This is a genomic window from Kribbella sp. NPDC049227 (assembly GCF_043197265.1).
GTDB lineage: Bacteria > Actinomycetota > Actinomycetes > Propionibacteriales > Kribbellaceae > Kribbella.
Genome location: NZ_JBICST010000001.1, coordinates 313,854 through 340,143, shown reverse-complemented (window position 1 = coordinate 340,143; position 26,290 = coordinate 313,854). Strand labels below are relative to the sequence as shown.

24 protein-coding genes are annotated in these 26,290 nt (G+C 68.7%); 17 read left to right on the top strand and 7 right to left on the bottom strand.

Features of this window, described 5'->3' with window-relative positions; translation table 11 throughout:
• Positions 1 to 4 precede the first annotated feature (4 nt).
• The gene (locus ACGFH6_RS01785; protein ID WP_393379615.1) at positions 5 to 679 is read left to right on the top strand and encodes a DUF1707 domain-containing protein; all 675 of its coding nucleotides are present in this window, start codon (positions 5 to 7) and stop codon (positions 677 to 679) included.
• Positions 680 to 715: 36 nt separating this feature from the next.
• Here the strand turns inward: ACGFH6_RS01785 and ACGFH6_RS01780 are convergent, their stop codons facing one another.
• Complete coding sequence (locus tag ACGFH6_RS01780; RefSeq protein ID WP_360442199.1) at positions 716 to 2,398, bottom strand: phospholipid carrier-dependent glycosyltransferase; 1,683 nt, start codon at positions 2,396 to 2,398, stop codon at positions 716 to 718.
• 154 nt (positions 2,399 to 2,552) lie between these two features.
• Between ACGFH6_RS01780 and rsmI the strand changes: the two genes are divergently transcribed.
• The gene (gene rsmI, locus ACGFH6_RS01775) at positions 2,553 to 3,395 is read left to right on the top strand and encodes a 16S rRNA (cytidine(1402)-2'-O)-methyltransferase (protein WP_393379614.1); all 843 of its coding nucleotides are present in this window, start codon (positions 2,553 to 2,555) and stop codon (positions 3,393 to 3,395) included.
• Positions 3,396 to 3,423: 28 nt separating this feature from the next.
• Positions 3,424 to 4,989, top strand: coding sequence for a methionine--tRNA ligase (gene metG, locus ACGFH6_RS01770; RefSeq protein WP_393379612.1), 1,566 nt, complete (start codon positions 3,424 to 3,426; stop codon positions 4,987 to 4,989).
• Here metG (ACGFH6_RS01770) and ACGFH6_RS01765 read toward each other — a convergent pair.
• Positions 4,986 to 6,242 carry a LuxR C-terminal-related transcriptional regulator gene (locus tag ACGFH6_RS01765; protein ID WP_393379610.1) on the bottom strand — a complete coding sequence of 419 codons (1,257 nt, stop codon included), beginning with the start codon at positions 6,240 to 6,242 and terminating at the stop codon, positions 4,986 to 4,988. The two genes, metG (ACGFH6_RS01770) and ACGFH6_RS01765, sit on opposite strands and share 4 nt — an antisense overlap.
• Before the next feature lie 139 nt (positions 6,243 to 6,381).
• On the opposite strand from ACGFH6_RS01765, the gene ACGFH6_RS01760 reads away from it, so the two are divergent.
• The 11 genes from ACGFH6_RS01760 (at position 6,382) to ACGFH6_RS01710 (ending at position 16,058) form a co-directional block, all read left to right on the top strand.
• A complete protein-coding gene (locus ACGFH6_RS01760) occupies positions 6,382 to 7,293 on the top strand; it encodes an NADP-dependent oxidoreductase (protein WP_393379609.1) in 912 nt (303 codons plus the stop codon).
• 157 nt (positions 7,294 to 7,450) lie between these two features.
• On the top strand, positions 7,451 to 9,205 hold the full coding sequence (metG, locus tag ACGFH6_RS01755) for a methionine--tRNA ligase (RefSeq protein WP_393379607.1): 1,755 nt from the start codon (positions 7,451 to 7,453) through the stop codon (positions 9,203 to 9,205).
• A gap of 64 nt (positions 9,206 to 9,269) precedes the next feature.
• Positions 9,270 to 9,695 carry an SRPBCC domain-containing protein gene (locus tag ACGFH6_RS01750; protein WP_393379605.1) on the top strand — a complete coding sequence of 142 codons (426 nt, stop codon included), beginning with the start codon at positions 9,270 to 9,272 and terminating at the stop codon, positions 9,693 to 9,695.
• Between the two features lie 10 nt (positions 9,696 to 9,705).
• Entirely contained in the window at positions 9,706 to 10,620 is a 915-nt protein-coding gene (locus ACGFH6_RS01745; RefSeq protein WP_393379604.1) for a TatD family hydrolase, read from the top strand.
• Entirely contained in the window at positions 10,614 to 11,537 is a 924-nt protein-coding gene (locus ACGFH6_RS01740; protein ID WP_393379602.1) for an ornithine cyclodeaminase family protein, read from the top strand. Before ACGFH6_RS01745 ends, ACGFH6_RS01740 begins: the two co-directional genes overlap by 7 nt.
• Positions 11,524 to 12,138 carry a nitroreductase family protein gene (locus ACGFH6_RS01735; protein WP_393379601.1) on the top strand — a complete coding sequence of 205 codons (615 nt, stop codon included), beginning with the start codon at positions 11,524 to 11,526 and terminating at the stop codon, positions 12,136 to 12,138. The genes ACGFH6_RS01740 and ACGFH6_RS01735 overlap by 14 nt, the downstream gene beginning before the upstream one ends.
• Before the next feature lie 220 nt (positions 12,139 to 12,358).
• A complete protein-coding gene (locus ACGFH6_RS01730; RefSeq protein ID WP_393379600.1) occupies positions 12,359 to 13,480 on the top strand; it encodes a ubiquitin-like domain-containing protein in 1,122 nt (373 codons plus the stop codon).
• 69 nt (positions 13,481 to 13,549) lie between these two features.
• Positions 13,550 to 14,371, top strand: a complete 822-nt coding sequence (gene rsmA, locus ACGFH6_RS01725; protein ID WP_393379598.1) for a 16S rRNA (adenine(1518)-N(6)/adenine(1519)-N(6))-dimethyltransferase RsmA — start codon at positions 13,550 to 13,552, stop codon at positions 14,369 to 14,371.
• 63 nt (positions 14,372 to 14,434) lie between these two features.
• Positions 14,435 to 15,367 (top strand): 4-(cytidine 5'-diphospho)-2-C-methyl-D-erythritol kinase, encoded by a 933-nt coding sequence (locus tag ACGFH6_RS01720; protein ID WP_393379597.1) that lies wholly within the window; start codon positions 14,435 to 14,437, stop codon positions 15,365 to 15,367.
• 50 nt (positions 15,368 to 15,417) lie between these two features.
• Positions 15,418 to 15,672 (top strand): type II toxin-antitoxin system Phd/YefM family antitoxin, encoded by a 255-nt coding sequence (locus ACGFH6_RS01715; protein WP_393379595.1) that lies wholly within the window; start codon positions 15,418 to 15,420, stop codon positions 15,670 to 15,672.
• Complete coding sequence (locus ACGFH6_RS01710) at positions 15,669 to 16,058, top strand: type II toxin-antitoxin system VapC family toxin (RefSeq protein WP_393379594.1); 390 nt, start codon at positions 15,669 to 15,671, stop codon at positions 16,056 to 16,058. The genes ACGFH6_RS01715 and ACGFH6_RS01710 overlap by 4 nt, the downstream gene beginning before the upstream one ends.
• 5 nt (positions 16,059 to 16,063) lie before the next feature.
• Here the strand turns inward: ACGFH6_RS01710 and ACGFH6_RS01705 are convergent, their stop codons facing one another.
• The 3 genes from ACGFH6_RS01705 to ACGFH6_RS01695 form a co-directional block, all read right to left on the bottom strand.
• The gene (locus tag ACGFH6_RS01705) at positions 16,064 to 16,429 is read right to left on the bottom strand and encodes a hypothetical protein (RefSeq protein WP_393379592.1); all 366 of its coding nucleotides are present in this window, start codon (positions 16,427 to 16,429) and stop codon (positions 16,064 to 16,066) included.
• Position 16,430: 1 nt separating this feature from the next.
• Positions 16,431 to 17,780: a class I tRNA ligase family protein gene (locus ACGFH6_RS01700; RefSeq protein ID WP_393379590.1), complete on the bottom strand. Its 1,350-nt coding sequence runs from the start codon at positions 17,778 to 17,780 to the stop codon at positions 16,431 to 16,433.
• Positions 17,781 to 17,947: 167 nt separating this feature from the next.
• Complete coding sequence (locus tag ACGFH6_RS01695) at positions 17,948 to 19,273, bottom strand: hypothetical protein (protein ID WP_393379588.1); 1,326 nt, start codon at positions 19,271 to 19,273, stop codon at positions 17,948 to 17,950.
• A 295-nt stretch (positions 19,274 to 19,568) separates the two neighbouring features.
• On the opposite strand from ACGFH6_RS01695, the gene ACGFH6_RS01690 reads away from it, so the two are divergent.
• Complete coding sequence (locus ACGFH6_RS01690; protein ID WP_393379587.1) at positions 19,569 to 21,467, top strand: GTP-binding protein; 1,899 nt, start codon at positions 19,569 to 19,571, stop codon at positions 21,465 to 21,467.
• Positions 21,468 to 21,754: 287 nt separating this feature from the next.
• Here the strand turns inward: ACGFH6_RS01690 and ACGFH6_RS01685 are convergent, their stop codons facing one another.
• A complete protein-coding gene (locus ACGFH6_RS01685) occupies positions 21,755 to 22,612 on the bottom strand; it encodes a fructosamine kinase family protein (protein WP_393379585.1) in 858 nt (285 codons plus the stop codon).
• A 49-nt stretch (positions 22,613 to 22,661) separates the two neighbouring features.
• Here ACGFH6_RS01685 and ACGFH6_RS01680 point away from each other — a divergent pair, with 49 nt between their 5' ends.
• Positions 22,662 to 24,464, top strand: a complete 1,803-nt coding sequence (locus ACGFH6_RS01680) for an ABC-F family ATP-binding cassette domain-containing protein (RefSeq protein ID WP_393379583.1) — start codon at positions 22,662 to 22,664, stop codon at positions 24,462 to 24,464.
• Positions 24,465 to 24,905: 441 nt separating this feature from the next.
• Here the strand turns inward: ACGFH6_RS01680 and ACGFH6_RS01675 are convergent, their stop codons facing one another.
• Entirely contained in the window at positions 24,906 to 25,403 is a 498-nt protein-coding gene (locus tag ACGFH6_RS01675) for a MarR family winged helix-turn-helix transcriptional regulator (protein ID WP_131519133.1), read from the bottom strand.
• Positions 25,404 to 25,500: 97 nt separating this feature from the next.
• Here ACGFH6_RS01675 and ACGFH6_RS01670 point away from each other — a divergent pair, with 97 nt between their 5' ends.
• The gene (locus tag ACGFH6_RS01670) at positions 25,501 to 26,289 is read left to right on the top strand and encodes a methyltransferase domain-containing protein (RefSeq protein WP_393379581.1); all 789 of its coding nucleotides are present in this window, start codon (positions 25,501 to 25,503) and stop codon (positions 26,287 to 26,289) included.
• The last annotated feature ends 1 nt before the right edge of the window (position 26,290 follow it).

Sequence of the window (26,290 nt, the reverse complement as noted above, 5' to 3'; positions counted from 1 at the left end):
TCTTATGGAGAACCTGCCCGACCGCCAGAACCCGCATGCGCGCCTGCGCGCGTCCGACACCGATCGCGACCAGGTCGTCGACGTACTGCGGGAAGCCCTGATGTCGGGGCGGTTGTCTCAGGACGAGCATGCCGAGCGGCTGGAGCAGACGCTGCAGGCCAAGACCCTCGGCGAGCTGGAGCCGATCACCAGTGACCTGGTGATCCCGGGCGGGACGACGCCGCTGCCGACGTCGATGGCCCAGCCGGTCACGTCGAACAGCCCGGTCCCGATCGAGGAGCCGGCGAACCCGCAGGACAGCTTCGACACCATGCTGGCGATCTTCGGCGGCGGCGAGCGGACGGGCCGCTGGCGGGTGAAGCGCCGGACCAACGCGGTCGCGGTGTTCGGCGGGCACGACCTGGACATGACCGACGCGGTGTTCGAGGGCCGCGAGGTGACGATCTGGGCGTTCGCCGTGTTCGGCGGGATCGACATCACCGTCCCCGAGGGTGTCACCGTCCGCAACGAGGGCGTCGGCATCTTCGGCGGTTTCGGGGCCCGCGGGAGCGACGACCCGCACCCCGACGCACCCGTCGTCGTGGTCAAGGGCCTGGCCCTGTTCGGCGGCGTCGGCGGTCAGTCCTCAGCCAAACGCCACAAGAAGCGCTTCAAGAACCACGGCGAACTCGGCCACTGACCGCCCGCCGGACGGCGGAGCACCCGGTGGGGTCGGTCAGATCCAGGATTTGAACCACATTCGGCTGAGCCAGTCGGAGTGGGGGAGGACCTTGTCGGTGAGGATCGGCCAGATGTAGGCGAAGTTCAGCACGACCAGGACGACGAAGGCACCGACGACCGCGCTACCGATCAGGCGGCGTGGTGTCGCGTTGCCGAACGCCGATCTGGCCGGGCCGAGGATCTTGCCGAGCACCAAGGCCAGCGCCATCACGGTGAACGGGATCATCGTGACCGCGTAGAAGAAGAAGATCGGTCTGTCGTCGAACGCGAACCACGGCACCCAGCAGGTGACATAGCCGACGATCGGTATCCCGAATCTCCAGTCCCGCGAGCCTATCCACAGCACCAGGGCCGCGATCAGCGCCAGTGCTCCGCCCCACCACAGGATCGGCGTACCCAGGGCAGAGATCACCGACAGGCAGTTCTGGCCTGCAGGCGGGTTGCAGCCCGGCGTCCCCGGCTTGATGTCGTTGACCGCGTCGAACCCGATCGGGCGGGCGATGATCGGCCAGCCGGCCGGGTTCGAGGCGTACGGGTGGGTGGCGTTCTTGATGTAGTCGCCGGTGTGGAACGCGAGCACTTCCTCGTGGTAGTGCAGCAGCGATCTGAAGTCGTCCGGGACGATCTTCATCACCCCGGTCGCCGGATTCTTGGACGCGTAGTCGTGGTCGTAGGCGTTGTCGTGCAGCAGCCAGCCGGTCCAGGTCGCCAGATACGTGACGCCTGCGACCAGCACGATGCTGATGAACGCCGGGATGCCGTCGACCAGCACCGACTTGAGGAACGCGAGCCGTACGCCGAGCGCACGCCGGGCACCGTAGTCCCAGGCGAAAACGAGGATGCCGAAGCCGGCCAGCACCCACACCGCCGACCACTTGGTACCGAGCGCGAGGCCGAAGCAGACACCGGCCAGGATCCGCCAGGGCCGGAACAGCAGCCAGCGGCCGAGGCCACGGCGCTCGCCGTCGGCGACCGGGGTGTCGAGGGACTTCGCGTGCCGGCGCCGGGTCCAGTCCCGGTCGGCGACCAGGCAGGACACCGCGGCCACCAGCCAGAACGCCAGGAAGATGTCGAGCAGCGCGACCCGGGACATCACGAAGTGCAGGCCGTCGACCGCGAGCAGGATGCCCGCGATGCTGCCGATCAGGGTCGACCGGGTCATCCGCCGTACGGTCCGGATCACCAGCAGCACGGTCAGCGCGCCGAACAGGGCCGGCATGAAGCGCCAGCCGAACGTGTTCATCCCGAACAGCTGTTCACCGGCCGCGATCATCCACTTGCCGACCTCGGGGTGCACGGTCAGGCTCGGGGTGTCCTTGAAGACGTCCAGGTTGCCGGCCAGGATCGCCTTGTCCGCGGCGCCCTCCGGCTGGTCGATGAACTGCCGGGCGTACCCGAACTTCAGCAGGCTGAAGGCGTCCTTGGCGTAGTACGTCTCGTCGAAGACGAACTTCGCCGGGTCGCCGAGGTGCCAGAACCGGATGAACGCGGCCAGCGCGGTGATCGCCAGGGTCGCGATCCAGCCGCCCTCGAAATCGCGCGGCATCGGCGGGTACAGCCGTTCCTTGAGTGGTGGCAGCCGTCTCCCGAGCACGTCCCGCCCCAGCGTCTCCCGCCCGGCGGCAGCGTCCGCACGGCGCGCGGTTCCGTCCTCGATCACAGCAGTCACGCCCGCCATGGTACGGACGCGCCGGTCACACCGCCGCAAGGACTGTGCAGATCGACAGGACGTCTCGGCGGGAAAGCCCCCTCCTAAGCCGTCCTCAGGCGGAGGATCTGCCCCCTACAACCGGCACCTCCTGTCGAGATGCACGCGCCCTAGACTCAGCGGCATGACCGGGCGATTGGTGTTGGCAGGGACTCCCATCGGGGACGTGCTGGACGCCTCGCCGCGGCTGGGGCGGGTGCTGGGCGAGGCCGATGTGGTGGCCGCGGAGGACACGCGGCGGTTGCGGCGGCTGACGTCGGAGCTCGGGATCGTGGTCGCGGGCCGGGTGGTCAGCTACTTCGAGGGGAACGAGCGGGAGCGGACGCCAGAGTTGCTGGAGGCGCTGACGTCGGGCCAGACCGTCGTGGTCGTGACGGACGCGGGTATGCCGAGCGTCTCGGATCCCGGATACCGGCTGGTGACGGCCGCGATCGACGCCGGCGTCGAGGTGACCGCCGTACCAGGCCCGTCGGCAGTGCTGACCGCCCTGGCACTGTCCGGTCTCCCGGTGGACCGGTTCACCTTCGAGGGGTTCCTGCCGCGGAAACCCGGGGAGCGGGCCCGGCGGCTGGCCGACCTGGCGGACGAGCCGCGGACGATGGTGTTCTTCGAGGCGCCACACCGGCTGACCGCGTCCCTCGAGGCGATGGCGGAGGCCTTCGGGACGGATCGTCGTACGGCGGTCTGTCGGGAGCTCACCAAGACATATGAAGAGGTCAAGCGCGGCCCGCTCGACGAGCTCGTGACCTGGTCCAAGGACGGCGTCCGGGGCGAGATCACGGTCGTCGTGTCCGGCGCGGACCCGAACAAGGTCCTCACTCCGGCCGAGCTCGCCGCGGAGGTGGCCACCGACGAGGAGGCGGGTACGCCGCGCAAGCAGGCCATCTCGGACGTCGCCAAGCGCTTCAACGTCCCGAAACGGACCGTGTACGACGCCGTCCTGGCCGCCCGAGACCCCGGTAAATAGCCCTGGCGTTCGGCACTACCCTTTTCCTATGTCCGAGAAGGCCTATTACGTCACCACCCCGATCTACTACGTCACGGCACCGCCGCACATCGGCAGCGCCTACACGACGGTGGCCGGGGACGTCCTGACCCGTTGGCACGCCCAGCGTGGCGAGCAGAAGTGGTATCTGACCGGTACCGACGAGCACGGCGAGAAGGTGATGCGCAGCGCCGAGGCGCAGGGCATGTCCCCGCAGGCCTGGACGGACAAGCTGGTCGAGGAGTCCTGGAAGCCGGCCTGGGTCGACGTCGACATCGCGTACGACGACTTCATCCGGACCACCGAGCAGCGCCACACCGAGCGGGTCCGGGAGTTCTGGCAGAAGCTCTACGACAAGGGCGACGTCTACAAGGGCGAGTACGAGGGCCTGTACTGCGTCGGCTGCGAGGAGTTCAAGCTGCCGACGGACATCCGCACGGACTCCGACGGCACCCAGCGGTGCATGATCCACGGCACCGAGCTGGAGAAGGTCTCCGAGACCAACTACTTCTTCCGGCTCTCGGCGTACGCCGACAAGCTGCTGGAGCTGTACGAATCCCAGCCGGACTTCGTCGCTCCCGCCAGCGCTCGCAACGAGGTGATCGCGTTCGTCAAGCAGGGCCTGCAGGACCTCTCGATCACCCGGTCGACCTTCGACTGGGGCATCCCGGTGCCGTGGGACGAGGACCACGTCCTGTACGTCTGGATCGACGCGCTGCTGAACTACGTGACGGCGGCGGGCTACGGCACCGACCCGGAGCGGTTCGAGCGGTTGTGGCCGGTCGACGTACATCTGGTCGGGAAGGACATCCTCCGGTTCCACGCGGTGATCTGGCCGGCCATGCTGATGGCCGCGGAGGTCGCCGTACCGAAGCAGGTGTTCGCGCACGGGTGGCTGCTGGTCGGCGGCGAGAAGATGAGCAAGTCCAAGCTGACCGCGATCGCGCCGCACGAGATCACCGACCACTTCGGGTCGGACGCGTTCCGCTACTACTTCCTGCGGACGATCCAGTTCGGGTCGGACGGGTCGTTCTCCTGGGAGCACCTGAGCGCGGTCTATACCTCGGAGCTCGCCAACGGCCTGGGCAACCTGGCCAGCCGGATCGCGGCGATGGTCGGGAAGTACTTCGACGGTGCGCTGCCGGAGCCGACGGACCACGGACCGGCCGAGCAGGCGCTGGCCGACAAGCTCGCGCAGACCGTCGCGACCGCGGACAAGGCGATGGACACGCTCGCGTTCCAGGACGCCCTGGCCGCGATCAACGAGCTGGTCGGCGCGGTCAACGGTTACGTGACCGAGCAGGAGCCGTGGAAGGTCGCGAAGGACGAGACCCAGCGGGATCGCCTGGCAACGATCCTGTACTCCGCCGCCGAGGCGCTGCGGGCGGTCGCCGTACTGCACAACCCGACGATGCCGAAGTCGGCCGCGAAGCTGTGGACCCTGCTCGGTGCCGAGGAGAAGCTCGGCGCCCTCAAGGACCAGCGCGTCCAGGACGCCGGCACCTGGGGCCAGCTCCCGGCCGGCGCGGTGCTGACCAAGGGCGACCCGCTTTTCCCGCGGCTCGAAGAGGCCTAGGCCGTCGCGAGGTAGAGAGCAGCCGCCTGAGTCCGCGACGTCACGGCCAGCTTGGTGAGGATGTTGGCCACGTGGAACTTCACCGTGGACTCGCTGATGTGCAGGTCGTCCGCGATGGAGCGGTTGCGCAGTCCCTGGGCCAACCGCTCCAGCACCTCCAGTTCCCGGGTGCCGAGGGCGGCGAGCGAGTCCGAGGTGGTCGTGTGGGTCGGGGCAGTCTCGTGCGCGTGCAGGGTGATGCGGGCGGTCAGACCCCAGCCCGGGACCGCGTCGAGGTCGAGGTCGTCCGCGTGCAACCGAAGCCGTTCGGCCAGTTGACCCAGGTCAAGGACGTCCTCGAGCCGGCCGGGGCCGTCGTCGCGGACGGTGGCCTGGAGGTCCGTCCCGGTCCACCGCCAGCCGACGCGGATCCGTCGTACCCGGTCCTGGGTGAGCATCGCGAGGACCACCGAGCGTACGGCGACGCGGGCCCGATGAGCGACACCCGCGGGGATCAGCCGATCGTTGCCCGGGGCATCCAGCTCCAGGTCCACCGGCCCGTGCCGGAGCAACGCCCGCAGTGAGTCCGCGAGCCGCTCGAACGCCTTGCCCGAGGGCTCCTCGCCGCTCCACACCCGGTCCCGCTGGGTGTCCGTGCGCAGGTCGGCCAGTCCGTTGAGGGCCAGCTCGACTGTCATCGTCCGGGCCGAGGTGTCGTCGATCCGCTGGTTGCGCAGGACGCCGAGAAAGGTGGCGAGGGTGGTCGCGTGGGCTTCACCGAGCTCGGCCGCGAGATCGGCGCGTGCTTGCGCCACGGCCCGGTTCTGCGCGAGCGCGCCGGGCTCACGCTCGAGCGTGAGTCGATACATGTGCGCGGTGACGAGGTCCCACAGGGCTTGCAGGGTGCCGGCTTCCGCGGGCGTCTCGTCGTACCGGAGGAAGACGACCACCGATCCGCGAGGCGCCCGGTCGCTGGCGACGGCCAGGACGGGATGCGTCGAACCGGCGATCGGTACGACGCCCTGCCACGGATGACCGGCGGTGACGACGCCGAGCAGACCGGCCAGGTCGGCGCCGGTGATGGCTTCGGCCAGGGCAGGGTCGCCGTGCGTGGTGACAGGGGTGGAGGCGCACTGGGAGGCGAGCTGGGCGACCGCGCGATGTGGGATCAGCTCGGCGGTCGCGGCCGAGAGCCGGATCAACAGCTCGTCGGTCGGTCCGTCGATGATCTGCGCCGCCGCGGCCAGCACGTCGGCGGTGAGTGCCGTCTGCATGAGGTCAGGGTACGTCGGTTGATGCGTCCACCCGAGCCCGTCTTTCGGCCGGTGGACAACCGTCCGTTCGGCCAGTCGGGAATGCCGGCGGCGCGGGCATCCTTGATTGAACTATCAACCAATCGGTGGAGGCAGTGAGATGCAAGCGGTGGTCTTCGAGGAGTTCGGCGGTCCTGAGGTGCTCCGGACCGAGGAAGTGACCGAACCGCACGCCGGTCCCGGGCAGGCCCGGATCCGCGTCCACGCGGCCGGCGTGAACCCGATCGACTTCAAGGTCCGTCGCGGCTGGACCAAGGGCTTCATCGACGTGACGTTCCCGGCTACGCCGGGGATGGAGGTCGCCGGGGTCGTGGACGAGGTCTGCGAGGGCGCTGGGTTCGCCGTCGGCGACGAGGTCGTCGGCTGGTCCGCGACCGGGTCGTACGCCGAGTACGCGATCCTCGGCAACGCCGCTCCCAAGCCGGCCGGACTGAGCTGGGAGCAGGCGGTCGGACTGCCCGTCGCCGGTGAGACCGCGCAGCGCGTGCTCGACGAACTGCAGGTCAAGGACGGCGAGACCGTTCTCGTCCACGGTGCCGCCGGAGCGGTCGGCTCGATCGCCGTTCAGCTCGCCAAGGCCGCCGGCGCCACGGTCATCGGTACGGCGTCGCCCGCCAACCACGAGTTCCTCCGGTCACTCGGCGCCGTCCCGCTCGAGTACGGCGACGGCCTGGTCGACCGGGTCCGCGCGGCCGCGCCGCAGGGCGTCGACGCGGTCTTCGACACCGCAGGTCAGGGCGTCCTGCCGGACTCGATCGAGCTCCGTGGTGGCACCGAGCGGATCGTCACCATCGCCGACTTCGGCGCCGCGGAGCTGGGGGTCGCGGCGTCGATGGGAGCCACCAAGAGCCCCGAGGAGATCGCGGCCGATCTGACGAACCAGCTGGAGGCCGCCGCGGCCGGCGACCTCCGGGTCCGGATCGCCCAGACCTTCCCGCTCGCGGACGCCGCCAAGGCCCAGGAGCTCAGCGAATCCGGTCACGCTCGCGGGAAGGTCGTCGTCCTCCCGTAATCCGGACCTGCGGCACTCACCAACCTCGGCCGGCAGCTCGCCGCTGAGCGTGCGCAGGCACGTCCCGGTCGGGCAACGGCAGGTTGGTGAGTGCCGGCGGCGCGTCCGGCTGCTACTCCGGTCGCCGCCGACGGACCCGCCTTCTACAGTCGGGCGCATGACCAGCATCCTGTCCGCCGTGGCCTGGCCGTACGTGAACGGTCCCAGGCACATCGGCCATGTCTCCGGCTTCGGCGTTCCGTCCGATGTGTTCAGCTGGTACCAACGGATGGCTGGGAACGACGTACTGATGGTGTCCGGGACCGACGAGCACGGTACGCCGATCCTCGTCCAGGCGGAGCGGGAAGGGGTCACCCCGCGGGAGCTCGCCGATCGGTACAATCGGGTCATCGTCGAGGACCTGCAGGCGCTCGGGCTGTCGTACGACCTGTTCACCCGGACGACCACGCGCAACCACTACGCCGTGGCACAGGAGCTGTTCAGAACCGTTCACCGCAACGGATATCTCGTCCCGCGGACCGGGATGGGCGCCATCTCGCCGTCGACCGGCCGCACCCTGCCGGACCGCTACATCGAAGGCACCTGCCCGATCTGCGGGTACGACGGTGCGCGCGGCGACCAGTGCGACAACTGCGGCAACCAGTTGGACGCGATCGACCTGCGGAACCCGCGCAGCCGGATCAACGGTGAGACGCCGGTCTTCGTGGAGACCGAGCACATCTACCTGGATCTCCCGGCCCTGGCCGACGCGCTCGGAGCGTGGCTCCGCACCAGGACCGGCTGGCGGCCGAACGTCCTCAAGTTCGCGCTGAACCTGCTGGACGACGTACGCGCGCGGCCGATGACGCGGGACATCGACTGGGGCATCCCGGTGCCGCTGCCGGGCTGGGAGGACAACCCGAACAAGCGTCTGTACGTATGGTTCGACGCGGTCATCGGCTACCTCTCGGCGAGTATCGAGTGGGCCCGGCGGAGCGGCGATCCGGAGGCCTGGCGGAAGTGGTGGTCCGATCCGCAGGCGCTGTCGTACTACTTCATGGGCAAGGACAACATCACCTTCCACGCGCAGATCTGGCCGGCCGAACTGCTCGGCTACAACGCCTCACCCGGGCCGTACGGCGTCCTGAACCTGCCGACCGAGGTCGTGAGCAGCGAGTACCTGACCCAGGAAGGACGGAAGTTCTCGTCCTCGCGGTCGGTGGTGATCTATGTCCGCGATGTCCTGGAGCGGTACGGGCCGGACGCGTTGCGGTACTTCATCGCCGTCGCCGGGCCGGAGACGCACGACTCCGACTTCACCTGGTCGGAGTTCGTCCGCCGGAACAACGACGAACTGGTCGGCACCTGGGGCAACCTGGTGAATCGGACCGCGTCGATGATCTCGAAGAACTTCGGCGCGATCCCGGCGGCCGGGGAGCTGACCCCGGCCGATCGCGAACTGCTTGCCAGTAGCAAGGAAGCGTTCGGGACGGTCGGCGATCACCTCGGGCACCATCGGCTCCGGCTCGGCATCGGGGCAGCGATGAGGAACGCCGCGGACGCCAACCAGTACCTCTCCCAGCAGGCGCCCTGGAAGGAGTCCGACCAGGAGCGGAAGGCGACGATCCTGCATGTCGCCGCGCAGGTGGTGGCCGACAGCAACCGGCTGCTCGCGCCGTTCCTGCCGCACTCGGCGCAGAAGGTGCACGAGACGCTGGGCGGGACCGGGGTGTTCCAGCCGCAGCCGGAGGTTCGTGAGGTCGACGACCTCGACGGCGGGCCGTCGTACCCGATCATCACCGGCGACTACACCGCGCAACCACGCTGGGAATCGGAGCCCGTCGTACCGGGAACCGTGGTGCCCACGCCCACACCGGTCTTCGCGAAGCTGCCGCCGGAAGTGGTCGACGAGGAGCTGGCGCGACTCGGGTGACGTGTTTCTACAAGACCGTAAGGAGCGGCGGTCGTACGGTCGAAGCAGAAAGGAGCTGATGACAATGACCGGCTACCTGGCGACTGCCGAGACCGACATCGCGGCGACTCCTGCGCAGGTCTGGGAGGTGCTGACCGACCCGAAGCAACTGAAGCAGCTGTGGTTCGGTGCCGAGGTGGAAACGGACTGGCAGGTTGGCAGCCCGATCACCTGGACTGGTGAGTGGGAGGGCAAGCCGTACCAGGACAAGGGCGAGATCCTCGAGGTCGAGTCCGGCCGCTTGCTGAGGCTGACGCATTTCAGCCCGTTGACCGGACAGCCCGACGTACCCGAGAACTACCACACGCTCACCTATGAGCTGACCGGCGACGACGCGACCCACCTCAAGCTCACGCAGGACAACAACGCGAGCGAGGAGGAGGCCGAGCACTCCCAGGGCATGTGGGAGATGCTCGTGGCCAAGGTCAAGGAGGCGGCGGAAGGTCAGTAACCTGGGCCGTATGTCTGCTGATGGTGTGGAGGTCGACCGGCCGACCCGGGAACGCGCAGCGATCGGGGAGGACGGCCGGTCGCGCGACCGGCGCCGTCCGGCGCTGCCCGACCCGCTGCCGATGAGCGTGGTCGACGCGCACTGCCATCTCGACATCGCCGACGGCGAAGACGGCGCCTGGCTGAGCCCGGCCGAGGCGATCCGGATGGCGTCGTCCGTCGGCGTCACCCGGATCGTCCAGGTCGGCTGTGACCTGCCGGGCGCGGTCTGGGCGGTCGAGGCCGCGGAGCAGTACCCGAACCTGATCGCGGGCGTCGCCCTGCACCCCAACGAGGCGCCGAAGCTCAAGGCAGCAGGGGAGTTGGACAGCGCGCTGGCCGAGATCGAGCGGCTGGCGCAGACCTCGGACAAGGTCCGCGTGATCGGCGAGACCGGGCTGGACTACTTCCGCACCGGCGAGGACGGGCGGGCCGCGCAGCACGAGTCGTTCGCCGCGCACATCGAGATGGCGAAGCGGCTCGACAAAACGCTGATGATCCACGACCGCGACGCCCACGACGACATCCTGAAGATCCTGGACCACGAGGGCGTGCCGGACCGGCTGGTGATGCACTGCTTCTCCGGCGACACCGAGTTCGCCCGCAAGTGCGTCGAGCGGGGCGCGTTCCTGAGCTTCGCCGGCGTGGTGACGTTCAAGAACGCCCAGTCCCTGCGCGACGCGCTGGCGGTGACTCCGCTCGACCGCGTCCTGGTCGAGACCGACGCGCCGTACCTGACCCCGTCTCCGCATCGCGGCCAGCCGAACGCGTCGTACCTGATCCCGCACACGGCTCGGAAGATGGCCGGCGTACTGAACATCTCGGTCGCCGAACTGTGTGGTGCCCTGAGCGACAACGCCGACCGGGCCTTCGGCGGCTCGTGGTAGACGTCCTCACCGACGCCGACATCACGGCCCGGCTCCAGCCCGCCGCCGCGGTCGGCTGGATGCGCGAGGCGATCCTGGCCGCGCACGCGGGGCGATTGCACACTCCGCCGCGGGTCAGCACGGTCCTGGGTGACGGCCGGCTCGTGTTCACCACGGGGGCGCTGACGGGGGAGTGGTTCGGCTACCGGTCGTACGACTCGTTCGACACCGATCCCGGCAGCCAGGTGGTCGTGGTGCACGACTGGACCACCGGCGCCGTCCGAGCCATTGCTGTGGGCAACGAACTGGGCCCGCGACGGGTCGGTGCGATCGGTGGTGTCGCGGTCGACGCGCTGGCGAATCCGGACGCGACGACCCTCGGTCTGATCGGGACCGGCAGCCAGGCCTGGACCCAGCTCTGGGCGATCGCCACGGTCCGTCCGCTCTCGTCGGTCGCGATCTTCAGTCGTGATCCGGTACGCCGGAATGCCTTTGCAGCAAGGGTTTCCGCGGAGTTGGGACTGCCTGCGGTCGCGGTGGAGTCGGCGCGGGACGCGGTCGAGGGCAAGGACATCGTCGTACTCGCGACGAGCAGTCCGGTGCCCGTGATCGAGGCCGGCTGGATCGCGTCGGGTGCGTATGTGACGACCCTCGGACCCAAGCAGGTCGGGCGGGTCGAGTTCGGTCCCGACCTGGTCGCCCGGGCGGACGTCGCGGTGACGGACTCGATCGCGCAGACGTCGGCGTACGACCCGCCGTTCATCCTGGTCGGGAGCCCGCAGCACGATCGGCTGACCGGTCTTGGTGCGGTGCTCGCCGGGGACGCTCCGGGGAGGACGAGTGCCGAGCAGACGGTGATCTTCTGCTCGGTCGGGCTCGCGGGCACCGAGGCCTACCTGCTGGCGCGGCTGGTAGACAGTGCCCATGGAGTTCAGTGAGGTAGTGCGGCGGCGCCGGATGGTGCGGAACTTCGACCCCGACCGGCCGGTGCCGGCAGAGGTCCGGGAACGGATCCTGGAGAACGGTCTGCACGCCCCGTCCGGCGGTTTCAGCCAGGGGTGGGCGTTCCTGACCCTGGAGGGCGACGATCGGGAGCGGTACTGGGGAATCGCGGCCGCCGATCCCGACGAGAAGTATGTGGGATGGCTCACAGGATTGCGCCGGGCGCCGCTGCTGATCCTCGCCTTCGCCCACAAGGACGCGTACCTCGATCGGTACGCCGAAGCGGACAAGGGCTGGACCGACCGCGACGAGTCCCACTGGACGGCGCCGTACTGGTACGTCGACACCGGGATGGCGGTGCTGCTGATGCTGCAGACGGTCGTCGACGAAGGCCTGGGAGCCTGCTTTTTCGGGCCTCCGGCGGACAAGGTGGGCAAGTTGTACGACGAGTTCGGCGTACCGGCCGGGTTCGACCTGATCGGTCTGCTGGCGGTCGGCCACCGGGCCCCGGACAGGCGCTCCCCGTCGCTGAAACGAGGCCGCCGGAGCACGGCCGAAGTGGTGCATCGAGGGCACTGGGGCCATCACCTGGTGTAACTGGCCCATTACACTAATTTGCGACTCGCCGACGAGAGGATTGGCGCTTCCGGGACATCTTCGTTACTGTCTCGTGATGTTGGCCGGGATCGGGGAAGGTTCCGGGCAGCGCGCCCCTCGGCGATGACCGTGGACCCCGGGCCCTGAATTACCCGGAGCTTGCGGCCTTACGCCAGCGCTGTCCGACCCCGTGCCCGGGTGGCCCTACCTGGGAGCGTTAGTGCGTAAGTCCATCATCGCGGCCGTCGGTGCGACGGCTGCGTTCGCCGTTGCGGGCGGTTCCGTGGCGTATGCCGCGAAGAGCAAGACCGTGAGCCTCTCCGTCGACGGCCAGGTGCAGAAGGTGCACACCTTCGGTTCCACCGTGGCAGACGCCCTGAAGGCCGAGAAAGTTCAGATCGGCGAGCACGACGTCGTTGCCCCGTCGCCGGATTCGAAGTTGAAGGACGGCCAGGAGATCGCGGTGCAGTACGGCCGCCAGCTGATCGTCAACGCCGACGGCACCAAGAAGGCCTTCTGGACCACCGCCGACAGCGTGAACGAGGCGCTGGCCGACCTGGGTCTGCGGTACGACAGCGCCGCGGTGTTCTCCACCAGCCGGAGCGCGCCGATCGGGCGCCAGGGCCTGGAGCTCGTGGTCAAGACCCCGAAGACCGTGCAGATCGTGCGGCAGGGCAAGGTCGCGACCGTCAAGTCCATGGCATCGACCGTCGGTGAGGCTCTCACCGGCGCCAAGATCGCCTGGGACTCCGACGACCGGATCAGCCCGGCGGCGACCACCGCCCTCAAGCCCGGTGTGAACCGGGTCGGGTACGTGAAGGTCGACGTCAAGAGGGTCACCAAGACCCTGGCGATCGCGCACGGGACCGACCAGACCAAGTCGGCCACGATGCTCGAGGGCACCAAGAAGACCACCACGAAGGGGACCGACGGCTCGAAGGCGGTCACCTACGTGTTCACCTACCTGGACGGCAAGCTGTCGACCAGCAAGGTGCTCGCGACCAAGGTGGTCACCGCACCGGTCGACGAGAAGGTCCTCGTCGGCACCAAGGCCAAGCCCGAGGAGCCGACCACCGACACCGAGCCGCCCGCGAGCGGCAACACCGGTGCCTGGGACCGGATCGCCGAGTGTGAGTCCGGTGGCAACTGGTCGATCAACTCCGGCAACGGGTACTACGGCGGTCTGCAGTTCGACCACGGCACTTGGGTGGCCTACGGCGGCGATGCCTACGCCTCCAACGCCCACCTGGCGTCCAAGGCGCAGCAGATCGCGATCGCGGAGAAGGTCAAGGCCGACCGCGGTGGGTACGGCGCCTGGCCGGTGTGCGGCAAGCGAGCCTGACACACTGACGGGGTGACCTCGTCTGATTCATCCACTTCCGCCGGACCGAGACTCCTCGGTCCGGCGGAAGTGCGTTCACTGGCCGCCGCGCTGGGCGTCCGCCCGACCAAGCAGCGCGGCCAGAACTTCGTCATCGACCCGAACACGGTCCGCCGGATCGTCAGGGCCGCCGCGCTGACGGCCGGCGAGACGGTGCTCGAGGTCGGGCCGGGGCTCGGGTCGCTGACCCTGGCGCTCCTGGCCGAGGGGCACCCGGTCACCGCGGTCGAGATCGACCCGGTGCTCGCGTCCGCGTTGCCGTCGACGATCGCGACGTACGCCCCGGACCAGGCCGGTGACTTCACGGTGGTCGAGGCCGACGCGATGACGGTCGGCCCCGAGCAGATCGGGTCGCCGACGGCGTGTGTCGCCAATCTGCCGTACAACGTCGCCGTACCGGTGCTGCTGCATCTGCTCGAGGTCTCGCCGTCGCTGCGGCACGGGCTCGTGATGGTCCAGTCCGAGGTCGCCGACCGGCTCGCCGCCCCGCCCGGCTCGCGGACGTACGGCGTACCGTCCGCGAAGGCCGCCTGGTACGCCGAGGTCCGCCGGGCCGGCCCGGTCGGGCGGAACGTGTTCTGGCCGGCGCCCAACGTCGACTCCGGGCTGGTCGCCTTCGAGCGGCGGGAACCGCCGGTCACCAGTGCGAGCCGGCAGGAGGTGTTCGCGGTGATCGAGGCGGCGTTCTCGCAGCGGCGCAAGACCGTCCGCTCGGCGCTCGCGCGCTGGATGCCGGACCGCGGTCGCCTCGACCAGGTGTTCCGCGTCACAGGCATCGATCCGGGCCTGCGCGGCGAGATGCTCGGAATCACCGAGTTCGCGGCGCTCGCCGGTGCGGGTCGAGCCATCTGATGCCCCTAGGGCATGTCGCGGTCTCCCGCGCCTACTGCGCGGCACATGCCCTAGCCTGTCCGCGTGTCACCTTCTGCTGAGGTCACGGTGCGGTCGCCGGCCAAGATCAATCTCGGTCTGTCGGTCGGTCCGCCGCGCCCGGACGGATATCACCCCGTCGCCACGGTCTACCAGGCCGTTGCCCTGTACGACGATGTGACCGCGGTGGTGCGGGACGACGACGCGGCGGTCTCGGTCGAGGCGGTCGGTGACTTCGCGTCCGACGTACCGACCGACGAGACGAACCTCGCGGTCCGCGCGGCGCGGTTGCTGCAGGCGGAGTACGACGTCGAGGAAGGCGTCGCGCTGACGATCCGGAAGACCATCCCGGTCGCCGGTGGGATGGCCGGCGGATCCACTGACGCGGCAGCGACTCTGGTGGCGTGCAATCGGCTGTGGGGCCTGCAGTTGTCGCAGACCGAGTTGCAGAATCTCGCGGCCGAGCTCGGCAGCGACGTACCGTTCTGCCTGGTCGGCCACACCGCGCTCGGCCACGGCCGCGGCGAGCAGGTCACCGAGGTGATGTCGCGCGGTACGTTCCACTGGGTCTTCGCGATCGCCGAGGGTGGACTGTCGACGCCGGCCGTGTACGGCGAGCTGGACCGGCTGCGCCCGCTTCGCCGGGTCGAGTCTCCCGAGGTACGCCCCGAGCTCCTCACCGCCCTGCTCTCCGGCCGGCCCGACGCACTCGCAGTTGCCCTCAGCAATGACCTCCAGGCGGCCGCTCTCTCCCTCCGCCCCGAGCTGGGCGACACCCTCCAGTTCGGCCTTGACCAGGGCGCCCTCGCGGCCCAGGTCTCCGGCTCCGGTCCCACCTGCCTGTTCCTCGCCGCCGACAGCCGCAGCGCCGTCGACCTCGCCGTAGAACTCGCCGAGTCCGGCCTCTGCCGCATGGTCCGCCAAGCCGAAGCCCCCGTCCCCGGAGCCCGAATCCTCCCCGCCCCCGCCAACCGCTAGCCGACCTCCGGGGCCCGAGTACACTTAGCTAAGTGGACTAAGGAGGTTTGATGGGCGAGCCGGCAGCGCAATTCAACATCCACGAGGCGAAGACTCAGTTGTCGCGGATCATCGAGCGCGTCGAGCACGGCGAGGAGGTCATCATCAGCCGGGCGGGACGGCCGGTGGCCAAGGTCGTCCCACTGCCGACGACCGTACGGCGGGTGGGACGGGGATCTCTGGCCGGCCGGATCCACCGGGCGGACGACTGGGACTCTCACGAGACCAACGAGTCCATCGCCCGCGACTTCGGCCTGCTCTCGTGATCACCACCCCTGCCCGGCTGCTCCTGGACACGCATGTGCTGCTGTGGTGGCTCGAGGACAGCTCCGAGCTTTCTCATGGTGTGAAGGATCAGATCGATTCGGAGCTCGAGGTGTATGTCAGCGCCGCGACGATCTGGGAGCTGGCCATCAAAACCTCGCTGGGAAAGTTGCAGATCCCGGATGACCTGACAGAACTGATCGACGAGAGCGGGCTGAGCGAACTGCCTGTCCGATACCGGCATGCGGATGTCGCGGGTCGACTTCCCGCTGTGCATCGTGATCCGTTCGACCGCATGCTGATTGCGCAGGCTCTCGCCGAGCGGCTCACGTTGGTCACCCGGGACGAGCGCATTCAGCAGTACGACGTTCCGCTCCTCAAGGCCTGATTTCCTCAGCCTGTCAGGGAATCGGGTGGGGGTGGGGCCAGGGACGCGTCTACCTCTTCTATCACTGAGGTGCCGGTGGCGCCGTCGAGGCGGTGGTAGTGCTCGGTGAGGGTGAGGGTGCCGGCGGGGGTGTAGGCGGGGGTGCTGGTGACCTGGCCGGCGGTGACGGTGCCGTCGGTGGCGAGTTGGCAGTAGGTGGCGGTGATGACGCCGTCGTCGTCACACCTGCCGACGAGGCGGCCGAAGTACAGGCGGCCGCCGCCGAACTCGGCCCAGATCAGCTTGCCGTTCTGGTGGTAGCGGCCGGTCGGCGCGTCCGGCGGGTTGCCGAGCGGGCGGAAGATCCGGCCGTCGTAGTTCGGGACGTCCATGTCACCGCCCGATCAGGATCGACAGCAACTGATCGACTCCGGGCGCACTCGCGGCCAGCCCGGTCAGCGCCGCCCGGACCGCGAGCGCCGGATCGAACCCGCGCGGCCGCAACGCCGCCGCACCCCGCTTCACGTCCTCCTCGGCCAGTACGGCGGGCACCGGCGACGTCGTGCCCGCACCGTCGAGCAGCGGCCGCACGTACGCCTCGAACTCCCGGTACGACGCCACCGTGAAGTCACTGGCGTAGCGGTCGGGCCGGTCCCACGCGAGATACAGCCGCACGATGTCGACGTCCTCGTGGTGCAGGAAGTCGTTCGCCCAGATCGCGTGGTTCCGGCTGGTCGAGAACTTCGAGCCGTCCAGCGTGTAGAACTCGTTCACCTGCGCCCCGCCGATCGCCTCCGGCGGCACCCCGCAGGCCAGATAGACCGCGGGCCAGAACAGGGCGAAGTAGAACCCGTTGTCGATCCCGTTGAAGTGCCACAACGCGCCGACCTCGGACCAGGCCCGCGAGGTCTCCTCCAATCCCAGGGCCCCGGGTTGCAGCGACTGCGCGACGCCGTACACGGTGGACAACCCGACCTCGGCGTACACCTCCAGCCGCAGGCCCTCGTGCGGGCCGGTGCCTCTGAGTCCCCAGTTGGTCGGATACGCGATGGGTACGTCGGGCAGCCGGTGCTCGAGGTAGTGCGTGACGATCCGGCGGGCGCGGTCCGGGAGTTCGGCACGCAACCAGATCTCGATCAGTTCCTGGCGGTAGTCCTCCATCGACAGCACCGGGACGTTCGCCTGGAACGGTTTCGGTGCGCCACCGCAGCGGTTGCAGACCGGGTCCACGAGGTTCTCGGCCGAGGTGTAACCGCCGCAGCCCTCGCAGCCGCCACCCGCGGCCTCGGATCCACACCAGGCGCAGGTGCCGACGACGTACGACTGGTGCAGCGTGCGTCCGCAGTCCTCGCAGGCCAGCAACGTCAGCCTGCGCAGGGGGAACCGGCCGGCCTCGGTCAGGTCGGCGGCGAGGGTGGTGACGCCGTGCTGGTACGCCGTACTCTGCGGGTCGAGGAACACGTCGTACCGGATTCTGGCGGCATCCAGTGCTTCGACGATCTCGTCCCGGTAGGCGGCGGCCAGTTTCTCGACGTCGACGCCCTCCTTCTCGGCGCGGGTCAGCACCCAGTTCTGGTGGACGTCGAACCCGGCGGTCGTCACCACCCGCTCGCCGCGCGCCCGCGCCGCCCGGGCCGCGATGTCCGCGGCGAGGTACGGCCCGGACAGGTGCCCGACGTGCAGGGGCCCGTTGGCCGTGGCCGGCGGCACGACGACAACGGTCACACCGGTGGAGGTGATCATGCGGCGGCTCCTACCTCAGGGCGGCAGTGTGTGCGGCCGAGCCCCGATCACTCTCCTCACAGGGCCGGTCGCAGTCCGCGAGATTACTCCCCGGAGCCGTCGCCCGCCAGCCTGAAAACCCTTGAAAACAAGGGGATTTCAGACCGGCAGGCGAAGCGAACGTTTGACTACGGTGCCTGGAAGAAGCAGCAGCCCCCGGTCGCGCCCGTGGACATGCCGACCACGCCACCGTCGAGATCGCGCGATCCGCGGATCAGGAATCCGCCCAGGCCGCCGGCGACCAGGAAGGCTCCCCAGGTCAGCAACCACTGCTCGTCCCCGTCATCGGTCAGGAACGTCTCCGGCACCGGATGGATCCGGCGTTGCAGCACCCACGGGTTGCCCATAGCGCTGTCGAGCCGGTCGGCCCAGGTCGCCGCGTCGGTCTGCCAGCCGAGCAGTACGCCGTGCCCGCCGTGCAGCGCGGTCGGCTTGAGGACGAGCTCCTGCTGGTTGGCGATCGCGTGCTCCCGGAGATCCACCTGCCGTCCGTCGACGGTGACCTGACCGGCGCGGACCATTCGCGTCCACGGGAGGATGCGGTCGAGGACGGCGAGTTCGTCGGCCGGGTAGCGATCGCGGTACGCCTCGTCGGACAGCAGCGCGAGCGATCCCTTGCTGCCGTACAGCTCGGCGTCGAGCGGGGTGAAGATCGCGACGTGTCCGCGTTCGGCCGCCTGCAGGACAGGCTCGAGCATCTCGACCGCACCCGGCTTCAGCAGGTCCTCGATCATGAACAACCGGAACACCACGTCGATCGCCTGATCGCCGAGCCACACCCGGTCATCGCGGTACGTCAGCGCGTCCACCGGGCAGGGCAGCGCGTCGATCCCCATCGGCGCCAGCATCGCGGCACTCTTGTGCAATTGCCGCTCGAGGTCGGGATAGCTGTCCGGGAAGTCGGCGATCGCCATCACCGGCCGTACGCCGGTCGGCACCTTCGCCTCGGTCAGGATCGTCCGGACGACCTCCTCCATCGTCTCGGTGAAGGTGAGCCGGTGCTCGTCGGCGAACTCGGCGAAGAACGGCAGCTCCAGCAGCGCCCGGTTCAGCACCGGGTTGTCCACCCCGCCGACGGTGCTGCCCATGTTGATCTCGAGCAGATGGAAGCCCTGCTCGTCCTTGTACAGATCCGCGCGACCCATCCGGCTCGGGGCCGGCCCGCGACCGCGAACGACGGCCTCGGTCTGCGCCTCGGTCAGGCCGACCGCGCGGGCGAAGGCTCCCAGGTCGCCGTTGAACACGCGCTCCGGCAGCCGGGTCAGGGCAGAGTGCAGCAGATCCAGGTCGGTTGTCAGCCGGCCGTACTCGGCCGCGTCCAGGAAGGCCGGGCGGCTGAGGGACCGGCCGAGGAACGTGGTGGCGTCGAGCTTCGGGTCGACCGCCGCGCGGATCGCGCTCGGCGTGGGACCCCGGGTGATGGCGGCGGCGAGATAGTCGTCCGTCAGAGACATGAGAACTCCTTGTCCTCCCCAGCGGCCGCCCTGGAAGTCCCGTTCCGCGAAGTATGTAACGGGACCTGGGCGGCTGCGTGGGCGGCAGGTTAATCGGCGCCGATCGCCTTCTGAAAGGGCTGACGGGAAAATCGCTCGCGACGTACCGGGACCGGGGTTACCATCCAAGCGTTTGCCATCGAAGGTCCGAATGACCAGGACCAGTGACAGGAGACCGGGATGCGCCGCGCAGTGATCTACCTCGACAGGACTGATCACTTCGACGTATTCGCGAGGACCCTTGAACTCTCTGACGATGGGCATTGTGGCGCATGTCGACGCCGGTAAGACCAGCCTGACCGAGCGGCTGCTGTACGCCGCCGGTGTGATCGACCGGGTCGGCCGGGTCGATGCGGGCGACACCCAGACCGACTCGATGGACCTCGAGCGGAAGCGCGGCATCACCATCCGCTCGGCGGTGGTGGCGTTCGAGCTGGGCGACCTGAGTGTCAATCTGATCGACACCCCCGGCCACGCCGACTTCATCGCCGAGGTCGAGCGGGCGCTGTCCGTGCTGGACGGCGCCGTGCTGGTGATCTCGGCGGTCGAGGGTGTGCAGGTCCAGACCCGCCTGCTGATGCGGACACTGGCCCGGCTGCGCATCCCGACCTGCCTGTTCGTGAACAAGATCGACCGGGTCGGTGCCCGGTACGACGAGTTGCTCGCAGACATCGCGCGATTGCTGACGACCTCCGCCGTACCGATGGGATCGGTGCGGGACCTCGGTACGCGGGCGGCGCGGTTCTCGCCGTTCTCCCTGCAGAACAAGGGACTTGGCGAACTGCTTGCCGAGCGCAACGACGAGTTCCTGGCCAGGTATCTGGAGGACTCGTTGCCGGTGGACGCCTATGCGGTCGAGTTGCGGCGGCAGGTGGAGGCCGCGCAGGTTCATCCGGTGTACTTCGGGTCGGCGATGACCGGCGACGGGGTGCCGGAGTTGATCGAAGGCATTCGGTCGTGGTTGCCGCGGGCTACGGCTGATCCATCGGACGACCTGCGGGCACGAGTGTTCAAGGTCGAGCGGGGTGCGGCCGGGCAGAAGATCGCGTCGGCTCGGGTGTTCGCCGGTTCACTCTCGTCCCGGGCGTACGTCGACGTGCACCCCGCGGACGGGCCGTCGTACCAGGCTCGCCCGACGGCCGTGGACGTCTTCGAGCGCGGGTCGCGGCGGTCCGTCGAGCGAGCAGAGGCTGGGCAGATCGTGGCGTTGCGCGGGTTGAAGGAGGTCCGGATCGGCGATCAGCTCGGCGTACGGTCGTCCGGGATCGGGCAACTGTTCGCACCGCCGACGCTCGAGACCGTCGTCTCCGCCCGGGATCGGATGAGGCTCTTCCAGGCGCTGACCCAGCTGGCCGAGCAGGACCCGCTGATCCGCGTGCGCAAGGCGGACGACCTCACGGTCAGCCTGTACGGCGAGGTGCAGAAGGAGGTGATCGCCTCGTTGCTGGACACGGAGTACGGGCTGTCGGTCACCTTCAGCGAGACCAGGCCCATCCACATCGAACGGCTGGACGGCGTGGGAACGTCGTACCGGGAGATGGGTGCTGCCGGCAACCCTTGGACGGCGGGCGTCGGTTTCCGCGTCGCACCGATTGCCGAGGGCATCGATTACCGGATCGAGGTCGAACTCGGGGCGCTCCCGCGGGCGTTCCACACGGCGATCGAGGAGGCGGTCCGGAACACCCTGCAGCAGGGCTTGTCGGGTTGGGAGATTCCGAACTGCCGGATTGACCTCACCTACACCGACTACAGCAGCGCGGGCACGGTCGCCGCCGACTTCCGCCGCCTGGTCCCGCCGGTCCTGATGCAGGCCATCCACGAGGCCGGGACCACGGTGATGGAACCCATCAACCACTTCGAGCTCGACATCCCGGCCGACTCGATCTCCCGAGTCCTCGGCCACCTCGCCGAATCCCGCGGCCTGGTCGAACACACCGCCCTGCACTCCGAGCACGCCCACCTCGAAGGCACGATCCCGGCTGCCACCACCCACCCCTTCGAGTCCCACCTACCGGCCCTCACCCACGGCGAGGCTCTCCTCACCACCGCGTTCCACACCCACCACCCCGTCTCCACCCCAGCCCCGACCCGCCCCCGAACCGACGGAAACCCCTTGAACCACAACGAATACCTCGTCCACCTCAGCCGCCAATGACCGAACCCCTGCACGCGCCCAGACGAACCGGTGAATGCCCTCTGTTCGGAAACAAAGTTGCACGTGGGGGCGAAAATGCTCCGAAAAGCCTGGGGGCGGGCGAGACCCAAGGTGGCGGGGAGCTCCATCCTGGAAGCCGTCGTGCGGCCGGAGAACGTCGTACGCGAGCCGGTGAGAGCTGTTGTCGCGGGGATGGTGAGGGTACTTGTCGTCCCGGCCCGGCGTCGATGCGATCCTCGCCGCCGCCCGGGAACTCGTAGCCGACGACAGCTACCGAAGCCACCTCATCAAGTCCGAGAATCCCTGAACGGCTCGAGGGTGGTGTGGAGTTTGGTGAGGGTTTCGGGGGCCGGGCCGAAATGGGCCAGGACGCAGAGGTGTTCTCGGAGGTGGAGGAGGGGGAGGCGGTCCAGCCAGCCGGGGTTCAGGGGGTGGAGTTCTTGGTAGGCGTCGTAGAAGGGGGTGGGGATGTTGCCGCAGCCGTGGAGCATGGAGAGTTCGGCTTCGGGCCAGCCGTAGTAGACGGCCGGGTCGATCAGGGCAGGCGCCGGTAGGAGGTTGCCGTGCCAGAGGTCGCCGTGGAGGAGGGACGCGGGCTGGGGCGGGATCAGGTCCGGCAGGCGGTTGGCGAGGCGTTCCAGGCGGTGGCGGTCGTCGGGGGAGAGGGCGTTGGAGCAGTTGGGGACTTCTAGGTAGCGGAGCAGGCGGTGCTCGGCGAAGAAGGCGTGGCCGTCGTCGTTCCACGGATTGCGTTGCGGGAGGACGCCCAGGTAGTTGTCCTGGTGATAACCGAACTTGTCCGCGGTCTGCTGGTGCTGCACGGCCAGCCGACGGCCGGCATCACGCCAGAAGTCGTCAGAGTCCGCAGGCAGCGACGACGGCCCGAGGTCGGACAGAACGATGAACGTCGGCGTGACCCGCAGAACCTCCGGTACGACGAACGCCCCCGGCACGCCCAACGCCTCGAGCCCATCCGCCTCGAGCGCGTACAGATCGACCGGTACGTCGTCGTGTGTCTTCACGATCACCGACCGGCCCAGCGTCGTACTCACGCGATAGGTCTTGCTCGCGTACCCACCGTCCACCGGTGAGGCGCTCACGGCGTCGCCGAGGGAGAGTCCGTCGAGCCAGGCGGGATTCAGCACGTGGACGATCCTGGCACGTGCGCACCGTTCGGCTACCCTGGGGCGCGTTATGGCGGCACCTAACTTGGTCAATCTGGAAGCTGTTTCGAAGGGCTTCGGGACCCGGACACTGCTCGACTCGGTAAGTCTTGGCGTAGGCCGGGGCGAGCGCGTCGGCGTGGTCGGGCGCAACGGCGACGGTAAATCGACGTTGCTCCGGCTCCTGGCCCGGCGGGAGGAGCCCGACAGCGGCCGGATCACTCACAATCGCGACCTCCGGCTCGGGTATCTCGGTCAGAGTGACGACCTCGACCCGGAGCAGACCGTGCTGCACGCGGTGCTCGGTGATGTCGAGACCTACACCTGGGCCGCCGATCCACGGGCGCGGTCGGTGATGGAGCACTTGCTCGGCGGAGTGGACCACGGCGCGTTCGTCGGCACCCTGAGCGGTGGTGAACGCCGTCGCGCATCGCTGGCGAGGCTGCTGCTGACCGAGGTCGACCTGCTGATCCTGGACGAGCCGACCAACCACCTCGACATCGAGGCGGTCAACTGGCTGGCCGATCATGTGGTCGACCGAGCCGGTGCGCTGATCGTCGTCACCCACGACCGCTGGTTCCTCGACGCGGTGTGCACCGACACGTGGGAGGTGCAGGGCGGCCGTGTCACGTCGTACGACGGTGGGTACGCCGCCTACGTGCTCGCGAAGGCGGAACGCGCCCGGAGCGCCCAGGTCTCGGAGACGAAGCGGCAGAACCTGCTGAAGAAGGAACTCGCCTGGCTGCGGCGTGGTGCTCCGGCCCGGACCAGCAAGCCGAAGTTCCGGATCGACGCCGCGAACGCCCTGATCGAGAACGAGCCGCCGCCGCGCGACAAGCTGGCGCTGTCCCAGTTGGCGACCGCGCGCCTCGGCAAGGACGTGTTCGACGCCGAGGACGTGAGCCTCAGCTTCGGCGACCGGCTGATGTTCGACCACATCACGTTCCGCCTCGGACCGGCCGACCGGATCGGGCTGCTCGGACCGAACGGCGCCGGCAAGACGACGTTCCTGAGGCTGCTGACCGGTCAGCTCGCGCCGGACCACGGCCGGGTCAAGCAGGGCAAGACGGTGCGGACCGCCAACCTGTCGCAGAACCTCGAAGAGGTCGACGGTACGGCGACCGTCCTCGACCACATCACGGCGATCCGGCGTACGGCGGCCCTCGCGGGGCGGGGCGGCGAGCTCACGTCGTCACAACTGCTGGAGCGGTTCGGGTTCACCGGCGACAAGCTGACGACCCGGATCTCGGACTTGTCCGGTGGTGAACGGCGCCGCATGCAGTTGCTGCGCATCCTGCTCGACGAACCGAACGTTCTGATCCTCGACGAGCCGACCAACGACCTCGATGTCGAGACCCTCACCGTGCTCGAGGACTTCCTCGACAGCTGGCCGGGTGTCGTCGTCACCGTCACCCACGACCGGTACTTCCTCGAGCGCGTCAGCGACATGGTCTACGCGATCATGGGCGACGCCCGGGTCCGGCATCTGCCGCGCGGTGTCGACCAGTACATCGAGGAGCTCGCCGACCGAGGCCCTCGCCGTACGACGTACGCGTCCTCGGCATCCGAGCCCGTGGTGTCCAACGAATCGTCGCCGGCGGACGAGCCGGTCGTTGACGCGGCAGTGGCCCGTGCGGCGAAGAAGGAACTCAACCGGATCGAACGCCAGCTCGCGAAGCTCACCGAGGCGGAGACCAAGCTGCACGACCAGATCGCCACGCACGCGAGTGACTACGAGCGGCTGGCCGAGCTGGACACGGAGTTGCGCAAGCTGGCCGAGGAACGCGGCGAACTGGAAACCGCGTGGTTCGAGGCGGCCGAACGCGCCGAATGAGCGCGAATCCCGTGTGATTTTCAACCGCTGAATCGCGGCGTGAGCAAATCCTCCCGAGTCGCGGCGCGTCCTCCGATCCCCTGTTCTTCGGAGGGCGCGCCGCGCCTACCGGGTGAGCGGGCCCCGTGCCGGCCGGCGTTGTTCGGGCCCCGAGCCCCGGACACCGCGCGGCCACTTTCGGCGGACCACCTCTTGCCGCCGAAGTCACCGTATTCTTGACGTTTCGTGGTCGGTTGGACACCGACAGTGAGGACCCTAGTGCGCGTGATCACTCAGTGTCGATAGCCGTCCGCTACAGCAGTCTCTCGATCTCGTTGCAACTAGCAACGATCGGAACGCGGTGAAGTGACGGGTCGTCTTTTCGGATTATTCCGGCACAATTCCCGAGGGTTTCTCCGCGGCCGGAAAAAGTCACCCGTGAATGTATACAAACGGCACCGGTCAGTGCTTTTCCAGGTCGAACGGCCGGACCAGTTCGCGCAGTACGCGGGCGATCTTGGCCTGGTCGCGCTCGCTGATCGTGCCGAGCAGCGAGCGCTCGTGCGCGAGCAGATCGGCCATCGCGGCGTCCACCGCGTCGCGGCCGGTGGTGGTGAGCTGGACGAGCACGCCACGCCGGTCACCCGGGTCCGGAAGCCGCTCGACGAGTCCGCGGGCCGCGAGCCGGTCGACCCGGTTCGTCATGGTGCCGGAGGTGACCAGGGTTTCCTTGAGCAGCCGGCCCGGCGACAGCTGGTACGGCGCTCCCGCGCGACGAAGGGCGGCGAGTACGTCGAACTCCCACGACTCCAGGCCGTGGGTCTCGAAGGCCTGGCTGCGGGCGCGGTCCAGGTGCCGGGCCAGCCGGCTGACCCGCGACAGCACCTCCATCGGCGCGACGTCGAGGTCGGGGCGTTCCCTGCGCCAGGCCTCGATCAGCCGGTCGACCTCGTCATCCATGCTTCGAGATTACGTCATCAAGAGTCTTGACATCAAGACAAGTGGGAGGACTAGAGTATCTCGACATCAAGATAAATGCGTCAGAGAGGTGCTCGCCATGCGCACGTCACCGGTGTGGAATCCAGTGCAGTACGGCACGTACGCCGACGAACGCGGCCGGCCGTACGCGGATCTGGTCGGCCGGGTCCGGGCGGAGGACGTCCGCACGGTCGTCGATCTCGGCTGTGGTCCCGGCGGCCTGACCGTGACGCTGCGGGAGGTGTGGCCGGAGGCAACCATCGTCGGCGTCGACAACTCGCCGCAGATGCTCGAGGCGGCGCAGCAGTACGCCGACGACCGACTGACGTTCGAGCTCGGCGACGTACGCGAATGGTCCGCGCCGGAAGGTTCGATCGATGTGATCGTGACCAACGCGACGCTGCAGTGGATTCCGGAGCAGGTGGACCTGCTGCCCGGGTTCGTCAAGGCGCTGCGGCCGGGTGGGTGGCTGGCGATCCAGATCCCCGGCAACGGCAACGCCCCGTCGCACTCGATCCTGCGTGACCTCGCCGCCACCGAGCCGTACGCGCAGTACGCGAAGGACACGTCGCTACGCCCGGACGTTCCCGGTCCGGCGGAGTACATCGACGTGCTCAGTGCTGAAGGGTGTGTCGTCGATGCCTGGGAGACGACGTACTTCCACGTGCTGCAGGGCGACAACGCCGTACTCGAATGGGTGAAAGGGACCGGCGCGCGGCCGGTGCTGCAGTCGCTGCCAGATGACCTACGGGTGCGGTTCGAGGCGGAGTACGGCGCTCGGTTGGCGGAGGCGTACCCGCAGCGGGACTACGGGACTCTGTTGCCGTTCCGGCGGATCTTTGCCGTGGCTCAGAAGAAGGCGAGCTGAG

Coding starts and splice junctions, on each gene's coding strand:
- ACGFH6_RS01785 (WP_393379615.1), top strand. CDS start 5: ATGGAGAACCTGCCCGACCGCCAGAACCCGCATGCGCGCCTGCGCGCG.
- ACGFH6_RS01780 (WP_360442199.1), bottom strand. CDS start 2,398: ATGGCGGGCGTGACTGCTGTGATCGAGGACGGAACCGCGCGCCGTGCG.
- rsmI (WP_393379614.1), top strand. CDS start 2,553: ATGACCGGGCGATTGGTGTTGGCAGGGACTCCCATCGGGGACGTGCTG.
- metG (WP_393379612.1), top strand. CDS start 3,424: ATGTCCGAGAAGGCCTATTACGTCACCACCCCGATCTACTACGTCACG.
- ACGFH6_RS01765 (WP_393379610.1), bottom strand. CDS start 6,242: ATGCAGACGGCACTCACCGCCGACGTGCTGGCCGCGGCGGCGCAGATC.
- ACGFH6_RS01760 (WP_393379609.1), top strand. CDS start 6,382: ATGCAAGCGGTGGTCTTCGAGGAGTTCGGCGGTCCTGAGGTGCTCCGG.
- metG (WP_393379607.1), top strand. CDS start 7,451: ATGACCAGCATCCTGTCCGCCGTGGCCTGGCCGTACGTGAACGGTCCC.
- ACGFH6_RS01750 (WP_393379605.1), top strand. CDS start 9,270: ATGACCGGCTACCTGGCGACTGCCGAGACCGACATCGCGGCGACTCCT.
- ACGFH6_RS01745 (WP_393379604.1), top strand. CDS start 9,706: ATGTCTGCTGATGGTGTGGAGGTCGACCGGCCGACCCGGGAACGCGCA.
- ACGFH6_RS01735 (WP_393379601.1), top strand. CDS start 11,524: ATGGAGTTCAGTGAGGTAGTGCGGCGGCGCCGGATGGTGCGGAACTTC.
- ACGFH6_RS01715 (WP_393379595.1), top strand. CDS start 15,418: ATGGGCGAGCCGGCAGCGCAATTCAACATCCACGAGGCGAAGACTCAG.
- ACGFH6_RS01705 (WP_393379592.1), bottom strand. CDS start 16,429: ATGGACGTCCCGAACTACGACGGCCGGATCTTCCGCCCGCTCGGCAAC.
- ACGFH6_RS01700 (WP_393379590.1), bottom strand. CDS start 17,780: ATGATCACCTCCACCGGTGTGACCGTTGTCGTCGTGCCGCCGGCCACG.
- ACGFH6_RS01695 (WP_393379588.1), bottom strand. CDS start 19,273: ATGTCTCTGACGGACGACTATCTCGCCGCCGCCATCACCCGGGGTCCC.
- ACGFH6_RS01690 (WP_393379587.1), top strand. CDS start 19,569: ATGGGCATTGTGGCGCATGTCGACGCCGGTAAGACCAGCCTGACCGAG.
- ACGFH6_RS01680 (WP_393379583.1), top strand. CDS start 22,662: ATGGCGGCACCTAACTTGGTCAATCTGGAAGCTGTTTCGAAGGGCTTC.
- ACGFH6_RS01675 (WP_131519133.1), bottom strand. CDS start 25,403: ATGGATGACGAGGTCGACCGGCTGATCGAGGCCTGGCGCAGGGAACGC.
- ACGFH6_RS01670 (WP_393379581.1), top strand. CDS start 25,501: ATGCGCACGTCACCGGTGTGGAATCCAGTGCAGTACGGCACGTACGCC.